General features: G+C 60.2%; 17 protein-coding genes and 1 pseudogene. 8 read left to right on the forward strand and 10 right to left on the reverse strand.

The features are described 5' to 3' along the window. The 4 genes from DOU54_RS28300 to DOU54_RS23945 all read right to left on the reverse strand — a co-directional run. Window positions 1-161, reverse strand: a 161-nt coding sequence (locus DOU54_RS28300) for an ATP-binding cassette domain-containing protein (protein ID WP_286079964.1), incomplete at its 3' end; no start/stop codon positions are given. Beyond that, complete coding sequence (locus DOU54_RS23935; protein WP_060942273.1) at window positions 161-997, reverse strand: ABC transporter ATP-binding protein; 837 nt, start codon at window positions 995-997, stop codon at window positions 161-163. The genes DOU54_RS23935 and DOU54_RS28300, both read right to left, overlap by 1 nt. 4 nt (window positions 998-1,001) lie before the next feature. After that, window positions 1,002-1,889, reverse strand: coding sequence for an ABC transporter permease (locus tag DOU54_RS23940; protein WP_113731917.1), 888 nt, complete (start codon window positions 1,887-1,889; stop codon window positions 1,002-1,004). Then, window positions 1,889-2,911 carry an ABC transporter permease gene (locus DOU54_RS23945; protein WP_113731918.1) on the reverse strand — a complete coding sequence of 341 codons (1,023 nt, stop codon included), beginning with the start codon at window positions 2,909-2,911 and terminating at the stop codon, window positions 1,889-1,891. Before DOU54_RS23945 ends, DOU54_RS23940 begins: the two co-directional genes overlap by 1 nt. 296 nt (window positions 2,912-3,207) lie before the next feature. On the opposite strand from DOU54_RS23945, the pseudogene DOU54_RS23950 reads away from it, so the two are divergent. Then, window positions 3,208-3,842: pseudogene (locus DOU54_RS23950) on the forward strand (LysE family translocator). Window positions 3,843-3,869: 27 nt separating this feature from the next. On the opposite strand, the gene DOU54_RS23955 reads toward DOU54_RS23950, so the two are convergent. Next, window positions 3,870-4,598: a FadR/GntR family transcriptional regulator gene (locus DOU54_RS23955; RefSeq protein ID WP_004445516.1), complete on the reverse strand. Its 729-nt coding sequence runs from the start codon at window positions 4,596-4,598 to the stop codon at window positions 3,870-3,872. 91 nt (window positions 4,599-4,689) lie between these two features. Beyond that, window positions 4,690-5,676, reverse strand: coding sequence for a GlxA family transcriptional regulator (locus DOU54_RS23960; protein WP_004445517.1), 987 nt, complete (start codon window positions 5,674-5,676; stop codon window positions 4,690-4,692). Window positions 5,677-5,803: 127 nt separating this feature from the next. On the opposite strand from DOU54_RS23960, the gene DOU54_RS23965 reads away from it, so the two are divergent. The 7 genes from DOU54_RS23965 (at window position 5,804) to DOU54_RS23995 (ending at window position 10,613) form a co-directional block, all read left to right on the forward strand. After that, window positions 5,804-6,631, forward strand: coding sequence for an alpha/beta fold hydrolase (locus DOU54_RS23965; RefSeq protein WP_113731919.1), 828 nt, complete (start codon window positions 5,804-5,806; stop codon window positions 6,629-6,631). A gap of 26 nt (window positions 6,632-6,657) precedes the next feature. Continuing rightward, a complete protein-coding gene (locus DOU54_RS23970) occupies window positions 6,658-7,449 on the forward strand; it encodes an SDR family NAD(P)-dependent oxidoreductase (protein WP_113731920.1) in 792 nt (263 codons plus the stop codon). Window positions 7,450-7,462: 13 nt separating this feature from the next. Then, window positions 7,463-7,948: a hypothetical protein gene (locus DOU54_RS23975; protein WP_113731921.1), complete on the forward strand. Its 486-nt coding sequence runs from the start codon at window positions 7,463-7,465 to the stop codon at window positions 7,946-7,948. Window positions 7,949-8,129: 181 nt separating this feature from the next. Continuing rightward, window positions 8,130-9,425: a bifunctional sulfur transferase/dioxygenase Blh gene (gene blh, locus DOU54_RS23980; protein WP_113731922.1), complete on the forward strand. Its 1,296-nt coding sequence runs from the start codon at window positions 8,130-8,132 to the stop codon at window positions 9,423-9,425. Next, on the forward strand, window positions 9,419-9,775 hold the full coding sequence (gene bigR, locus DOU54_RS23985; protein WP_107339452.1) for a sulfite-sensing transcriptional repressor BigR: 357 nt from the start codon (window positions 9,419-9,421) through the stop codon (window positions 9,773-9,775). The genes blh and bigR overlap by 7 nt, the downstream gene beginning before the upstream one ends. Further along, window positions 9,772-10,179, forward strand: coding sequence for a YeeE/YedE family protein (locus DOU54_RS23990; RefSeq protein WP_167497236.1), 408 nt, complete (start codon window positions 9,772-9,774; stop codon window positions 10,177-10,179). Before bigR ends, DOU54_RS23990 begins: the two co-directional genes overlap by 4 nt. Then, complete coding sequence (locus DOU54_RS23995) at window positions 10,176-10,613, forward strand: YeeE/YedE family protein (RefSeq protein ID WP_113731923.1); 438 nt, start codon at window positions 10,176-10,178, stop codon at window positions 10,611-10,613. The genes DOU54_RS23990 and DOU54_RS23995 overlap by 4 nt, the downstream gene beginning before the upstream one ends. A gap of 73 nt (window positions 10,614-10,686) precedes the next feature. On the opposite strand, the gene gpmI is transcribed toward DOU54_RS23995, so the two are convergent. From gpmI to DOU54_RS24020, 4 genes are all read right to left on the reverse strand, one after another. Continuing rightward, window positions 10,687-12,204, reverse strand: a complete 1,518-nt coding sequence (gene gpmI, locus DOU54_RS24000) for a 2,3-bisphosphoglycerate-independent phosphoglycerate mutase (protein ID WP_004445529.1) — start codon at window positions 12,202-12,204, stop codon at window positions 10,687-10,689. Window positions 12,205-12,549: 345 nt separating this feature from the next. Beyond that, window positions 12,550-13,818, reverse strand: a complete 1,269-nt coding sequence (locus tag DOU54_RS24010; protein ID WP_113731925.1) for a dihydrolipoamide acetyltransferase family protein — start codon at window positions 13,816-13,818, stop codon at window positions 12,550-12,552. A gap of 2 nt (window positions 13,819-13,820) precedes the next feature. Further along, complete coding sequence (locus DOU54_RS24015; protein ID WP_077985702.1) at window positions 13,821-14,834, reverse strand: alpha-ketoacid dehydrogenase subunit beta; 1,014 nt, start codon at window positions 14,832-14,834, stop codon at window positions 13,821-13,823. Window positions 14,835-14,837: 3 nt separating this feature from the next. Then, on the reverse strand, window positions 14,838-16,076 hold the full coding sequence (locus DOU54_RS24020; protein WP_022562920.1) for a 3-methyl-2-oxobutanoate dehydrogenase (2-methylpropanoyl-transferring) subunit alpha: 1,239 nt from the start codon (window positions 16,074-16,076) through the stop codon (window positions 14,838-14,840). Between the last annotated feature and the right edge of the window lie 34 nt (window positions 16,077-16,110).

Below are 16,110 nucleotides of genomic sequence, written 5' to 3' on the forward strand. Positions count from 1 at the left end.
ACGCAGCGCAACACGGTGGACTTGCCCGAACCGCTTTCACCGACCAGCCCGAAACATTCGCCGGGCTCGACACGGAACGACACCGAAGGCAGCACTTTCAGTGCAGTATTGCCGCTGCCGAAAGTGATGGAAAGATCGCGGGTTTCGACAGAAACGGCCATTATGCATTCTCCTCCAGCCATTCAGGGCGGCGGTCCAGCACCGCAAGCGGTGCGCGCGCACCGCCGATACGCGGCTGTGCCGCCAGAAGGCCGCGCGTATAGGGATGCTGCGCCTGATCGAGATCGCGGGCGGCCAGCGTTTCCACCACGCGGCCTGAATACATGATCAGCACCCGGTCGCAGAAATTGCGCACAAGGTTGAGATCGTGGCTGATCATGATGAGGCCGATGCCGCGATCGCGCACCAGACCGTCGAGAATGTTCAGCACCTGCAACCGCACCGTCACATCAAGCGCCGAAGTTGGTTCGTCAGCGATGACGAGATCGGGATCGGCAAGCAGCATCATGGCGATCATCACGCGCTGACCCATGCCACCGGAGATTTCGTGCGGATATTGCTCATAGACACGTGAAGCATCGCGGATCTTCACCGCATCCAGCATCGCCAGCGCCTTTTCCCGTGCCTCGGCTTTTGATGCCCTGAAGTGTCGCAGATAGGTCTCCGTCACCTGATCGCCGACCCGACGGATGGGGTTGAGGGAGAATTTCGGATCCTGAAGGATCATCGACATGCGCCGGCCACGAACCTTCAGCATCTCCTTCTCATCGAGGGAGAGAAGATCGAGCCCGTCGAAAGCCAGCCTGTCAGCGGTGATCGTTGCCGAAGGCAGGAGGCGCAACAGAGCGCGTCCGACTGTGGATTTTCCCGAACCGCTTTCACCGACAATGCCGAGCCGCTCCCGACCGAGCGTGAAGGAGATGCCGCGCACCGCCTCGGTGGGTGAGCCACCATAACGGATACGGAGATTTTCAACATCAAGGATTGGTTTTTCCATGTCCCTATCTCCGGTTCATCTGCTTCGGATCGAGCGCATCCCGCAGCCCGTCACCGAGGAGGTTGAAAGCGAGACTGACAGACAGGATCGCAATGCCGGGAAAGGTCACCAGCCACCAGCTATCCAGCATGTAACGCCGGCCGGTGGCGATCATCGCTCCCCATTCCGGCAGCGGCGGCTGCGCGCCGAGGCCAAGAAAGCCCAGACCTGCGGCGGTCAGAATGACGGTCGCCATGTTCAGCGTCAGTCTGATGAGAACCGAGGGGAGACACATGGGCATGATCGACTTGACGATGATGCGCAGCGGCGACGCGCCCTGAAGCCTTGCAGCGGCAATGTAATCCGCCTTGCGAAAGGTCATGGCTTCAGCGCGGGCAAGACGCGCAATCGGCGGCCATGAGGTGAGTGCGATTGCAATGATCGCGTTATTAAGGCTCGGACCCAGTGCTGCGACGAAGGCGAGCGACAGGATGAGGCTAGGGAAAGACAGGAAGATATCCGTGATGCGCATCATCACCGTATCGAGCTTGCCGCCGAGATAACCGGATGCCGTACCGACCAGAAGGCCGACGGGACCGACGATGATCGATACCAGCGTGATGATGGTGAGCGTGATGCGAGCGCCCCAGAGAAGACGGCTATAGATATCGCGCCCCAGCTCATCCGTCCCGAAGACATGGCCGTTGCCCGGGGGCTGCAGCGTGTTGGCGAGATTCTGTGCGTAAGGATCATGCGTCGCGAGCCAGGGCGCAAAAATCGCCGAGATGACGAGCAGCAGCAAGATAAGCAGGCCGAAAGCCGATGTCGGGCTCTTGAGCAGGAAGACGATAATGTTCTTCAGCGCGTTCAGCGGCACCGGAAGACGGAAGGAAGTTTCAGCACGGGCCGTCATCAGCGGGTCCTCGGATCGAAAAAGCGGTAGAGAATGTCGGACAGGAGATTGAGCCCGATAAAGATGACGCCGACGATCAGTACACAGGTCATCACCGCATTCATGTCGCCGATGATAAGATTGCTGGTGAGATATTGCCCGAAACCCGGCCAGGCGAAGACGGTCTCAATGAGGACCGCTCCTTCCAGCAGCGAACCGTAAGCCAGCGCGATGATGGTGACCAGCTGCACGCGAATATTGCCAAAAGCATGCAGCCACACCGTCTGCCGCTGCGACAGGCCTTTGACACGCGCGGTCGTCACATATTCCTGCCCCAGCTGATCCAGCATGAAGCTGCGCGTCATGCGGGTGATATAGGCAGAGGAGGAATAGCCCAGCAGGGCAGCTGGCAGGATGAGGTGGTTGATGGCCGACCAGAAGACCTCCATGTCACCCGCAAGCAGGCTGTCGATCAGCAGAAAGCCCGTCCGCTCCTCCACCAGACCGATATAGAACTGGTCCATGCGGCCACCGCCGCCAACGAGGCCGAGATGGGCGTAAAAAACGATCAGCGCGATCATGCCGGTCCAGAAGATCGGCATGGAATGGCCGAACAGGCTGAGAACGCGCACAAGATGATCCTGCCAGCGGTCTTTCTTCACGGCGGCGTAAACGCCCATGGGGATGCCGAGGCCGGCACCGATCAGGATGGCGAAGGTCGCAAGCTCGATCGTCGCCGGCATCACGCTTATGATGTCCTCGATGACGGGGCGGCCCGTGCGGATCGACGTTCCGAAATTGCCGGTGAAGACATCTCCGAGATAATAGACGAACTGCTGCCACAGCGGGCGGTCAAAGCCGAGCGCGTGATAGACCTGTTCATAGGTTTCGCGGGTCGCATCCTCACCGACAATGGCCCGCACTGGGTCGGCGGGCATCAGGCGGCCAATGAAAAAGGTCAGCAGCAGCAATCCAAGCAGCGTGACCGCAATACTTCCGATCTGGCCGGACAAGCCATAAAGCGAAAGGCGTCTTTTTGACATGATTCCTCCCTTGCCAGTCACCGAACGTGCAAGGAGCACATCCTGTCTGACAACTACGGTAAAGTTGTCACAGGTGTTGCGGGCTGTCAAGCATCCGACGCCAAAATCGATATCAGCAAGCGCGGTGGTATATAGGGACAGCGTTGCCCAGGCGGCGGTTGCGGCGTTCTTCTTTCCCTAAAGAAGCCCACATTGCCACAACCGCAAAACGCTGTATTCTCCCTGCCCACAGAAAGCTGACATGGAAAATTGTGGCGATTTGACCGCTCGTGTCTGCCGCCTCGGGGGAGGAAAATATGATCGACCTGACGCTCCTGGCCTTTGCCATGGTCGCCTTTATCGGCATTGCAACACCCGGCCCCACCGTCTTGCTGGCGCTTGCCAATGGTTCGAAATTCGGCGTGCGTCGCGCGATGATCGGCATGGCTGGTGCCGTCCTTTCGGATTTCGTCCTGATCGGCGCGGTTGCACTGGGACTAGGGGCTCTTATGGCCGCCTCGGAGTTCTGGTTCGGTGTCGTCAAATGGGCGGGGGTCTGCTACCTTGTTTACCTTGGCATCATGCTTCTGCGTTCAAGAGGGACGCTTGACGGCGCTCTCGGCTCTGCAGAGGCAAACAGGGCCGCATCGGCGCGCTCGATCTTCCTGAAGAGCTTTCTCGTCGCCGTGACCAATCCCAAGGGATACCTGTTTTTTCGGCCATCCTGCCGCAATTCATCGATGTCGCCGCGCCGCAGACTCAGCAATATACCGTACTTGCGCTAATCTTCGTCGGCATCGATTTCATCGTGATGTTCGCATACGCCCTGTTCGGCGCGCAGGCGGTCAGGATATTGCGCAAGTCCGGAGCATTATGGCTCGACCGCATCTGCGGCGGCGCGCTGTTGACACTTGCTGCTTCCCTGGCCTTTTACCGACGGGCAAACGCATAATTCATTGCCATATCAGCTATTTCCGCCTTACTCAGCCACGGTGCGGGACCGCAGGAGCACCTTGTAACGCTCGAGACTGCCGCGCAGATGCGAGGCCATATATTGGCGCGCGGCATCGGCGTCTCCCTCGATAATGGCATCGACGATCTTGCCGTGCTCCTCTTGAAGGTGGAGGTTGTAATCCTTGGGGCGCGACCCCGGCGCGGCACCCTGTAATTCGCCGCGGGGAATGATACCGGACCGAATGAGTTGAAGAAACTCCGGAAACCGCCTGTTCTGCGTGGCCTGCGCGATGGCGAGATGGAATTCGAAATCGGCGTCCCGCGTTGGTAGCCCGGCGGCGAGACAGTCACCGACACGCCGATGCGCATCCACGATCGATTCCACCTGCACGGCGGAACGGCGCGAGGCCGCCAGCCCGGCGGATTCCACTTCGAACACAGTCCGCAGTTCCAGGAGTTCGATAACCGAGGAAATGCGACCCACGGCGAGATCGTTAAAAGGCAGTTCCTTTGCCGGCTTGGCTTCGACAGCAAAGACCCCTGCACCCTTCCGTGCTTCAACGAGGCCATCGGCACGAAGAATGGCGATGGCCTCGCGCACAACCGTTCGGCTGACGGAATATTCCCGCGTCAATTCGCTTTCGCTCGGAAGCCGGTCACCCGGGCGGAACACCCCCTCCGCCAGATCCCGTCGCAAGGCCGAACTGATTTTCGCCGCAAGCGATACTTGCTTGGTGCTGCTCTCGACGTCCATTCCGGCCCACCTGTTTTAAACTTGTCTGGCATGTTAGCAAACACCGGCCACATTGCAAGTGCCGGGTACCACCACCCCCATCGGATCAACCTCAGGCAGCAACCATGGCCGAACCGCTGGAAAAGCGGCTTCTATACTCTCCCGGTGAGAGGCCGAGAATGCGGTGAAACACCCGGCGAAAGGCGGCAGCGTCCTCATAACCCACCGACCAAGCGATCTGATCGACCGAACGGCGGGTGAATTCCAGCAATTCACGCGCCTTGCCGACCCGCAGATGCTGGACATATTCGATGGGCTTCATGCCGGTCGCCACCTTGAAGCGGCGCAAGAAAGTTCGCTCCTCCAGCCCGGCATGGCCGGCCATGTCGGTAACGCTTGTCGCCCGCCCGGCACGGGCCTGCAACCAGTGCTGCACCTTCAGGATCGGCTCATCGCCATGCGTCAGCCTTGGGGCGAAACTACTATAATGACGCTGTTCCCGTCCTGACGGGTCGATCAGCAGAAACTTGCCGGTCTCGATCATCACGGAAGGGCCGAGCAGCCGGTCGACGATGCGCAGGCCAAGATCGGTCCACGCCATCAACCCGCCGGCCGTGATGATATCGCCGTCCTCGATGACGATCTTGTCTATCTCCAGCCGGACATCGGGAAATCGGTCCCGAAAACGCTCCGCAAACAACCAGTGGGTCGTCGCCGGGCGGCCAGCCAGAAGCCCGGTGGCCGCGAGCATGAACGACCCGCCGCAACTGGCAGCCAGCGTCGCGCCCTGGGCGTGCCGGTTCAGCAGCCAGCGGGCGTAAGGCTCGGCTTCCTCGATTTCAGCCGGCCCGGTCAACCGGCCGGGCACAACGAAGATATCGGGATGCCCCGGCCCGCCGGGTTCCGTGTCATAGGAGCGGGAAAATTCACCGCCTTCGCCCATGCTCCAATGGCTGACCCGCAATTTTGGCCCGCCGCGATCCTGTGAAAATACCGACGCGATGGCGAAAAGATCGGTGATGCCATGCACCATGGCGATCTGGCAGTCCCGATAGAGGACCAGCCCAACTTCCAGCGCGCTTCCCGTTACACCCGCCATGCCCAACCCCCGTTTTGTCAGTTTCGGCTCGCTTTCTGTCAGAAGCGCCAATCCATCCCCGGCTGCGTCAAGAGTATCTCTATTCCCACGGGACGCAAGCAAGCTCCCTGCAACAGGAGAGAGAGCCATGACAACGATCACCACCAGAGACGGAACGCACATCTTCTACAAGGACTGGGGCCCGAAAGAGGGCCAGCCCATCATCTTCTCCCACGGTTGGCCGCTCAGCGCCGACGCCTGGGACGCGCAGATGGTGTTCTTCGCCAATAACGGTTTCCGCACCATCGCCCATGACCGCCGCAGCCACGGCCGCTCCGATCAGGTCTGGCATGACAACACCATGGATCAATATGCCGACGATCTGGCCGAGTTGATCGAACAACTCGATCTTCACGACATCATTCTGGTTGGCCATTCCACCGGCGGCGGCGAGGTGACACGTTATATCGGCCGCCACGGCACCGCCCGCGTTGCCAAGATCGCTCTCATCGGCGCGGTGCCGCCGCTGATGCTGAAGACGGAAAGCAACGCCATCGGTCTGCCAATCGATGTTTTCGACGGCATCCGTAAGGGCACCTATGACAATCGCAGCCAGTTCTTCAAGGATCTGACCATTCCCTTCTACGGCTACAACCGCGAAGGCGCCGTCATATCCGAAGGTATCCGTGATGAGTTCTGGCGGCAGGGCATGATGGGCGGCCTGAAAGGTCAGCTCGACAGTATCCGCGCCTTTTCGGAAAGCGATTTCCATCAGGACCTGAAAGCTTTCGACAAGCCGACGCTGGTTCTGCACGGCGATGACGACCAGATCGTGCCGGTCGGCGCTTCCGCGCTTTCCACGGTCAAGATCGTCAAACATGCGGTGCTCAAAATCTATCAGGGAGCCGATCATGGCCTGACACAGACCCATCAGGACCGGTTCAACGCCGACCTGCTCGCCTTCATCAACGGCTGAAACCACCGGATACAGGAGACACGGACATGACACAGAATACATTTCTCATCACCGGCGCATCCGACGGCATCGGCGCGGTTTATGCCGAACGTCTGGCAAAACGCGGCCACGATCTCATTCTGGTGGCGCGACGCGCCGAGAAGCTGAAGGCATTGGCCGCGCAGCTGGAAAAGGATCATCACATCGCCGTCGAGGTTCTCTCCGCCGATCTTTCCAGGGCGGAAGATCTCGAAAAGGTAGAGGCGCGGCTGCGTGAGGACCGGCGGATTACCGGCCTCGTCAACAATGCCGGTATCGCTGGCGAAGGCGCGATCACGGCGCTGGACCCAGCCTATGTGACGACGATGATCAACCTCAACATTCTCGCCGTCACGCGGCTTGCGGCGGCCATCGCGCCGCGCCTTGCCGCCGACGGAAAGGGCACGATCATCAACATTACATCAGTTACAGCACTGATGCCGGCAGCATTCACCGCCGTCTACCCGGCCACCAAGGCTTTCGTGCTCGCTTTTACCGAGGCGCTGCAGGCACAGCTTTCACCCTCCGGCGTGCGGGTTCAGGCCGTTCTTCCCGGTATAACTCGCACGGCCATCTGGGAGGAAGAACGGCTCGATACCATTCCGGCCGCGATGGTCATGGATGTCCATGACATGGTGGATGCTGCCCTTGCCGGTCTCGACCTTGGCGAAGCGCTGACCATTCCCTCTCTGCCGGACATTGCCGATCTTGAAAATTTCCTTGCCGCGCGTGCAGCCCTGCGGCCCAATCTCTCCCATGCACTTGCCGCCAGCCGGTATCGTGCAGCCAAACCCGAATAGAGGGATACGTATCATGATCCTCGGACTGACCATTCCCCAATTCACTGCACTGCATGTGGGCTTGAGCTTCATCGGCATTGCTTCCGGACTGATCGCCCTGCCCGCTTATGCGGCAGGGCGATGGATGCCCCGCATGATGGCGCTATTCCTCGTCACCACGCTTGCCACCACGCTCACCGGCTTCCTGTTCCCAATCGGAAATTTCACGCCGGCACTCGGTGTCGGCGTCATATCGACCCTCGTTCTGGCAATCGCACTTGTCGCGCTTTACGGATACGGTCTGAATGGCAGGGCGCGCATCATTTATACGATCACCGCCACGATGAGCCTCTATCTCAACATGTTCGTCCTGATCGTGCAGGCCTTTCTCAAGGTCGAAACGCTCAACAAGCTGGCGCCGAACGGCAATGAACCACCGTTCCTGATCGCCCAGACGGTCCTGCTTGTAGTAGCCATCTGTCTCGGCTGGAAGGCGACGCGCCGCAGGCTTGCCGTCTGAGGCCAGTGTGAATTCCAATCGATGCCGCAAACATGCCTTGCGCCCTGCCACCCGGGCGCAGGGGATGTTCCGCTAACACGCCACAAGCCGCAGAGAGCTGCGAAGGTACCTCGCACTCTTGCCAGCGATCAATATACATTATACAATAATATATATTGAGTTGTTGCCACAGGAGATGTCGATGAAAGTCGTTAAGATCAACGAGCGCTTGACCGTTGCGGGGCAGCCGATGACCGCCGATTTCCAGTCGCTCTCCGCGCAGGGTTATAAAAGCGTCATCAATGCCCGGCCGGATGGCGAAGAGCCGGGCCAACCGGGCAATGAGCAGGAAAGAAGCGCCGCCGGGGCGGCAGGCATGGACTATGGCTTCATCCCGGTCACCGGCCCTGCCATCACTGAGGCCGATATCCGCGCCTTTCAACAGAAAATGGCGGAAGCGGCAGGCCCCGTTTTTGCCCATTGCAAGGGTGGCACCCGTGCGCTCACGCTTCATGTGCTTGGGGAAGCGCTCGACGGACGCATGGAACGCGGCGACATCGAGGCTTTTGGCAAGGCGCTTGGCTTTGATCTTTCCGGCGCCACCTGCTGGCTGGAGCGACGCGCGGCAGCGGTTCCGCACATCAAGGCATTCTTTGATCCGCGCACCTGGAGCGTGCAATATGTCGTTTCCGATCCAGTGACCAAACGCTGCGCCATTATCGATCCGGTCTATGATTTCGATGAGAAATCCGGCGCAACCGGAACGATGAATGCCGACGCCATTCTGAACCATGTGGAAAGCGAAGGCCTGTCGGTGGAATGGATTCTCGATACTCATCCGCATGCCGACCATTTCTCCGCCGCCCATTACCTGAAGCAGAAGACCGGTGCGCAGACAGCCATCGGCGCGAAGATCACCGGCGTACAGCGGCTCTGGCAGGAAAAATACAATTGGCCGGACCTTGAAACCGATGGTTCGCAGTGGGACAGGCTGTTCGAGGCGGGCGACAGGTTCAATATCGGTTCGCTTGAAGCGCGCGTGCTGTTTTCGCCCGGCCATACGCTCGCCTCCGTAACCTATGTGGCGGGAGATGCCGCCTTCGTGCACGATACGCTTTTCATGCCGGATTCAGGCACAGCGCGGGCTGATTTTCCCGGTGGCAGCGCCAGAGAACTCTGGGCGTCCATTCAGGACATTCTCGCCCTTCCGGACGAAACACGGCTGTTCACCGGCCATGATTATCAGCCCGGCGGCCGCGCGCCGAAATGGGAAAGTACGGTGGGCGAACAGAAACGCAGCAATCCACATCTGGTCGGCATGACGGAGGAAAGCTTCATCGACCTCAGGGAAACGCGGGATCGGACCTTGCCGATGCCAAAGCTCATCCTCCACGCCCTGCAGGTCAATATTCGCGGCGGACGACTGCCGGAGCCGGAGGCAAATGGCAGGCGTTACCTGAAATTCCCTCTTGATGTGCTGGAGGGCAGCACATGGTAAAAGGAAAGACGCTCGGAAAGCCCCTTCATACTCCTGACATTCCCCTTCCCGCCATGGAGGAACGGGCCGTGGAAGTCGCACTGCTTTTGAAGACCCTTGCCCACCCTGCGCGGCTGATGCTGGCCTGCACGCTGGCGCAGGGAGAATTTTCCGTGGGAGAGCTGGAAGCCAGGCTGGATATTCGCCAGCCTACACTCTCCCAGCAGCTGGGCGTCCTGCGGGAAGCCGGTGTGGTTGAAACCCGGCGTGACGCCAAGCAAATTTTCTACCAGCTGAGCGAAGCGAAAGCGGCGCAGCTGATCGAGGCGCTTTACACCATATTCTGCGCGCCGGAGGAGGAGACCGCGTGAGCCCCTACTGGTCTTCTCTTTTCGGCGGCATGTTGCTCGGCCTCGCCTGCGTTCTCCTGCTTGTCTTTAACGGCCGCATTGCCGGTATCAGCGGGATCATCGGCAGAACTCTTGGCAGGCAGCGGCGTCTTGCCGATCTCGCCTTCATCGCCGGCTTGCTGGCGGGACCTTATATCCATGCCGCAGCATTCGGCCGGCTGCCCGCAATCACCGTCGCTGCCCCTTGGCCCCTCATCCTGATTGCCGGTCTGCTGGTGGGTTTTGGCACACGCATGGGCTCCGGCTGCACCTCCGGCCATGGCATCATGGGGCTGGCGCGGTTTTCCCGGCGCTCGATCGCCGCAACCGCAACCTTCCTGATCACCGGCATCTTTACTGCGACGATAGCGGGAGCCCTGTCATGAAAAATCCGGCCGTAGCGCGTATTGCACTTGCATTGCTTGCAGGAGCGTTGTTCGGATTTGGCCTTTCGCTGTCGGGCATGGTCGATCCGGCGCGTGTTTCCGGCTTTCTCGACATCACAAGCGGCCATTGGGACCCGAGCCTGATGTTCGTTCTTGGCGGTGCCATTATGGTCGCGGCGCCGGGCGTGCTGCTCAGCAGACGTCTCGCCAAGCCCGTTCTCGCCGACGATTTCCGCCTTCCAGCAAAGCCCCGCATCGACGGGCCGCTGATAACCGGCTCGGCAATTTTCGGCATCGGTTGGGGGCTTGCCGGCTCCTGCCCCGGCCCGGCACTCTCCGCTGTCGGCCTTGGGCTGACGCCAGTCGTTCTTTTCGTCTGCGCCATGATTGCCGGCATGCTGGCTCACGACCGCCTCTACGCGAAGCAGTCATAGCTTCAAACGCTCGTTCGGAACCTGAAACAGACGGTCGCGCGGGGGTGAAATGCTGCCGCGCGACGACGCTTGATTAAAGGTCGATCAGGCTCTTGCCCGTCATTTCCGGCGGCAAGGGCACATTCATCAGCTGCAGCAGGGTGGGCGCGACATCGGCGAGAATACCGTCATGGAGCTTCGCACCTTCAGGGCCACCGAAAAGGATCACCGGAACCGGATTTGTGGTGTGCGCCGTATGCGGGCCGCCGGTCACCGGGTCGACCATGGTTTCGCAATTGCCGTGGTCGGCAATCACAAGCATTGCGCCTCCCACTTTTTCGAGTGCGGCAACGACCGCACCGAGGCCACGATCCACGGCTTCACAGGCCTTGATTGCGGCCTGCAGATCACCGGTATGGCCGACCATATCAGGGTTGGCGTAATTGGTGACGATGAGATCGTAACCCTTGCCGATCGCCTCGACAAATTTTTCCGTTACCTCGGGCGCGCTCATTTCCGGCTGCAGGTCGTAGGTCGCGACCTTCGGGGATTTCGGCATGAAGCGGTCTTCACCGACTTCCGGCTCTTCCTTGCCGCCGTTCAGGAAGAACGTCACATGCGGATATTTTTCCGTCTCGGCGAGCCGGAACTGCGTAAGGCCCTGCTTCGCCACCCAGGCGCCAAGCGTGTTGACGATATCGCGCTTCGGGTAAGCCGTGGTCATGAAATCATTGTGCCGGGTAGAATATTCCACCATGCCAAGCAGCGCCGAGAGCACTGGCTTTTCGCGCGCAAAACCGTCGAAATCATCGGCACCGATGGCAAGCAGGATTTCACGCGCGCGGTCAGCACGGAAGTTCAGGCAGAACAGGCCATCGCCGGCCTTGAAGCCTTCATAACCGTCGATCACGGTCGGCAGGATGAACTCGTCCGTGACTTTATTCGCGTAGCTCTGTGCAACGGCGCTCACCGCATCCCGGGCGTGCTCGCCTTTGGCCAGAACCATCGCGTCATAGGCCTTTTCGACACGCTCCCAGCGGTTGTCGCGGTCCATCGCATAATAACGGCCGATCACGGTGCCGATGCTGGCGCCTTCCGGCAGGCTTGCCACAAGCGCAGCCACAAAATCTTCAGCGGATTGCGGCGCGACGTCACGACCATCGGTGATGGCATGCACCACGACCTTCAGGCCGTGGCTGACCATCAGCTTCACCGCCGCCTGGCCGTGGAGAATATGGCCATGAACGCCGCCATCGGAAACGACGCACATCAGATGCGCCACACCGCCTGCGGCCTTCACCTTGGCGGCGAAATCAAGCATCGCCGCATTGCGGAAAAAGCTGCCATCCTCGATTGCAAGATCGATCTGGCCGAGATCCATGGCGACGATGCGGCCCGCACCGATATTGGTATGACCGACTTCGGAATTGCCCATTTGTCCGGTAGGCAGCCCCACCTTAGGACCAAACGTGGTGAGCCTCGCATTCGGGCAGGTGGCGAAAAGCCGGTCCATGGTGGGCGTGTTTGCCAGAACAGGCGCGTTGCTGGATGTATCCTCACTCAGCCCCCAGCCATCGAGAATAGTCAGGACAACGGGCTTGGGAGTTTGCATGGGAGGACCTTTTTCGTTCTGTTGCCGGCGGAGAGCGGACCGCCGGGCACCGGAGCGCCCTCGTCCGCCACTGTGATCGTGATGAGAAAACATGCTTCTCGTTCTTCTCTTCTATACTCGAAGATGACGAACGCAAGCCTATACCGATAGCGAAACAGTTCCGTGAAGGCTGAAAACGCGGGCTAAGAAATGCGGTCATGACACGCATACGCCCTCATCCCTGTGCTCGTCACAGGAATCCAGCCGACGCGCGTCTGCGCGACGGGACGAGTTCCTTTCAGCCCAAAGACTTGGGCTGGCTGGGTCCCTGTGACGAGCACAGGGAGGAGGGAGCACGGATCGCCTTCAATCGATGAAAATAAGCGCCGGCTTTTCCAGAAGCGCCTTGACGGCCTGTATGAAGACTGCCGCATCCCAGCCGTCCACGACACGATGATCGAAGCTCGAAGACAGGTTCATCATCCTGCGCGGCACAAAGCGAATTCCGTCCCAGACCGGCCGCGTCACGATCTTGTTGACGCCGATGATCGCCACTTCGGGGTAATTGATGATGGGCGTCGAAACGACACCACCCAACGCCCCAAGCGAGCTGATGGTGATGGTGGAGCCCATCAGTTCTTCCCTATGCGCCGTCCCGGTGCGAGCGGCCTCGGCAACGCGTGCGACCTCGTCTGCGCACTCCCAAAGGCCGAGCGCTTCCGCGTGGCGCACAACCGGAACGGTGAGGCCTGACGGTGTCTGCGTGGCAATGCCGATATGAACCGCCTCGTAGTGGCTGACGACACCTTTTTCATCATCGAAAAGCGCATTCATACCAGGATGATCGGCAACGGCTTTGACAAGCGCGCGCATCAAAAATGGCAGGACCGTCAGTTTCGGCTGCCCGGAACGGCGGTTGCCGTTCATCGTAGCGCGCAGATCTTCCAGATCGGTCACGTCGACTTCTTCGACATAGGTGATGTGGGGAATGCGGGAGGCGGAAAGCACCATCTTCTCGGCAATCTTGCGCCTGAGCCCGGTCACCTTCACCTCTTCGACAGCGCTATCGTGGGGTGCCATCGGTTCAGTACGTTCCGGCCGCCCCCGCACGGTTAAGAACGCGTCGAGATCCGCATGGGTAATATGCCCGTCGGGACCCGTTCCCTTGACCTGTGCAAGATCGATATCGAGATCGTCAGCACGCTGGCGAACGGCCGGAGACGCCAGCGGCTTATGGTGCAGTTCGACCGCAGGCGCCGTGTTGGCTTCCCCGGCTTCGCGCGGCACCGGCTGGGTTTCAACGGGTGGCGGCGTGTCCGTCATGTCGGCGGGCGCTTCCTCTTCCGTCATGCGGGTCGGCGCCTCCCCTTCCGGCGCGCTACCATTGGCAGCGACATCGGTTTCGATGCGCAGGAGCGGTGCTTTCACCGGCACCGTATTTCCCACCGTTACCGCGAGCCAGGTGACGACGCCCGCCACCGGCGAAGGGATTTCCACCGTCGCCTTGTCGGTCATAACCGCGGCCAGCACCATGTCCTCGTGGACAAGATCGCCCGGTTTGACGTTCCATTCCACGAGTTCGGCTTCCGCCACACCTTCACCGACATCGGGCATGGTTAGAGTAAATTCTGCCATGATCAGGCCTCCATGACTTCGACAAGGGCGCGCCCGACGCGGGCTGGCCCCGGAAAATAGTCCCACTCCTGCGCATGGGGATAAGGCGTATCCCAACCTGCGACGCGCACGACGGGAGCCTCAAGGTGATAAAAACAATGTTCCTGCACCAGGGAGACGACTTCTGCCCCGAAGCCGGAGGTCAACGTCGCCTCATGCACCATGACGCAGCGGCCGGTCTTGGAAACCGACTTCACGACGGTATCGAGGTCGAGCGGCAGCAGGCTGCGCAGATCGATGATCTCGGCGTCCACCCCCGTCTCTTCCGCCGCTGCCAGCGCCACATGCACCATGGTGCCATAAGCGATGACCGTGACATCGTTTCCGGGGCGGCGGATTTCGGCCTTGCCGATGGGAATGGTGTAGTGCCCTTCCGGCACCTCCCCCTTCTCGTGTTTGGACCATGGCGTTACGGGCCGGTCATGGTGACCGTCAAACGGGCCGTTATAAAGCCGCTTCGGCTCCAGAAACATTACGGGGTCGGGATCTTCGATGGACGCTATCAGTAGCCCCTTGGCGTCGTAAGGATTGGAAGGAACCACCACTTTCAGCCCGCAGACATGAGTGAAAAGCGCCTCCGGGCTCTGGCTATGCGTCTGGCCTCCGAAAATGCCGCCGCCGGTCGGCATGCGAAGAACGATCGGGCAGGTAAAATCCCCGTTTGAGCGGTAACGGATACGCGCTGCCTCCTGGGTGATCTGGTCATAGGCGGGATACATGTAATCGGCGAACTGGATTTCGACACAGGGCCGCAATCCATAAGCGGCCATGCCGATGGCGGTGCCGACAATGCCGGATTCGCTGATCGGCGCATCGAAACAGCGGGTTTTACCGTATTTCTGCTGCAGCCCCTGCGTGGCGCGGAAAACGCCGCCGAAATAACCCACATCCTCACCAAAAACCACGACATCGTCGCTGCGTTCCATGGATACATCCATGGCGCTGCGGACGGCTTCAATCATCGTCATTCTTGCCATGTCTTACCATCCTGCCTTCTGGCGCTGGCGGACGAGATGCGCCGGCATCTCGGCGTAAACACCTTCGAAAATATCCTTCTTCGGCGGTTTTTTGCCCTCGTGCAGCGTGCCGTGGCTTTCCGCCTCGCGCTGGGCTTCCAGCACCTCATCGGCGATCTCCGCTTCCGCCTGCCGGTGCCGCTCTTCCGACCAGACGCCACGCAGGATGAGGTGTTTCTTCAACCTCAGGACAGGGTCGCCCAGAGGCCATGCTTCGGACTCGGTCTTCGGGCGGTAGGCGCTCGGATCGTCAGAGGTGGAATGCGCGCCGACACGATAGGTGACGTATTCGATGAGCGTCGGGCCGAGATTGCGGCGCGCCCGCTCCACGGCCCAACGGGCCACGGCATAAACGGCCAGATAATCATTACCGTCGACCCGCAGTGCGGGAATACCGAAACCCAGCCCGCGTGCCGCGAAGGTCCCGGAGCCCCCGCGTGCAATGCCCTGAAAGGTGGAAATGGCCCATTGGTTGTTGACGATGTTGAGAACGACCGGCGCCTTGTAGGTCGATGCAAAAACCATCGCCGAATGAAAGTCCGACTCCGCCGTCGAGCCATCGCCAATCCAGGCGGCCGCAATCTTTGTATCACCCTTGATGGCCGACGCCATCGCCCAGCCCACCGCCTGGACATATTGCGTGGCGAGATTGCCGGATACGGTGAAGAAACCGTGTTCTTTGGAAGAGTAGAGGACAGGCAGTTGCCGCCCGTGCAGCGGGTCGAGTTCGTTGGAATAGATCTGGTTCATCATGGTGACGAGCGGATAGTCGTCGGCGATCAGCAGGCCTGCCTGCCGATAGGTCGGGAAGTTCATGTCGCCCTTGGAAAGCGCCTTGCGGAAGGCGCAACTCACTGCCTCCTCCCCGAGATGCTGCATATAAAAAGAGGTCTTGCCCTGCCGCTGCGCCATCAGCATGCGCGCATCGAAAGCCCGAAGCCTCATCATGTTCTTCAGACCCGTCAGCAGGTCGTCATCCGAAAGCAGCCCGGCCCAAGGTCCGACGGCCTCACCCTGATGATTAAGGACGCGAATGATCGAATAGGCGAGATCACGCATGCTCTCCGGCGCGGCATCCACTTCCGGGCGAGGCACGGAACCGGCCTTGGGTATCTTTACATTGGAGAAATCCGGCTGATCGCCGGGCCGCACGGCGGGTTCCGGAACATGCAGGCTGAGATGTGGCGTTTCTGATATGTCCATTCTACTCCTCCCGTCGCGGTCTCCTCCAGACCGT

It is taken from the genome of Agrobacterium sp. MS2, assembly GCF_003261015.1.
In the GTDB taxonomy this organism is placed as follows: domain Bacteria; phylum Pseudomonadota; class Alphaproteobacteria; order Rhizobiales; family Rhizobiaceae; genus Agrobacterium; species Agrobacterium pusense.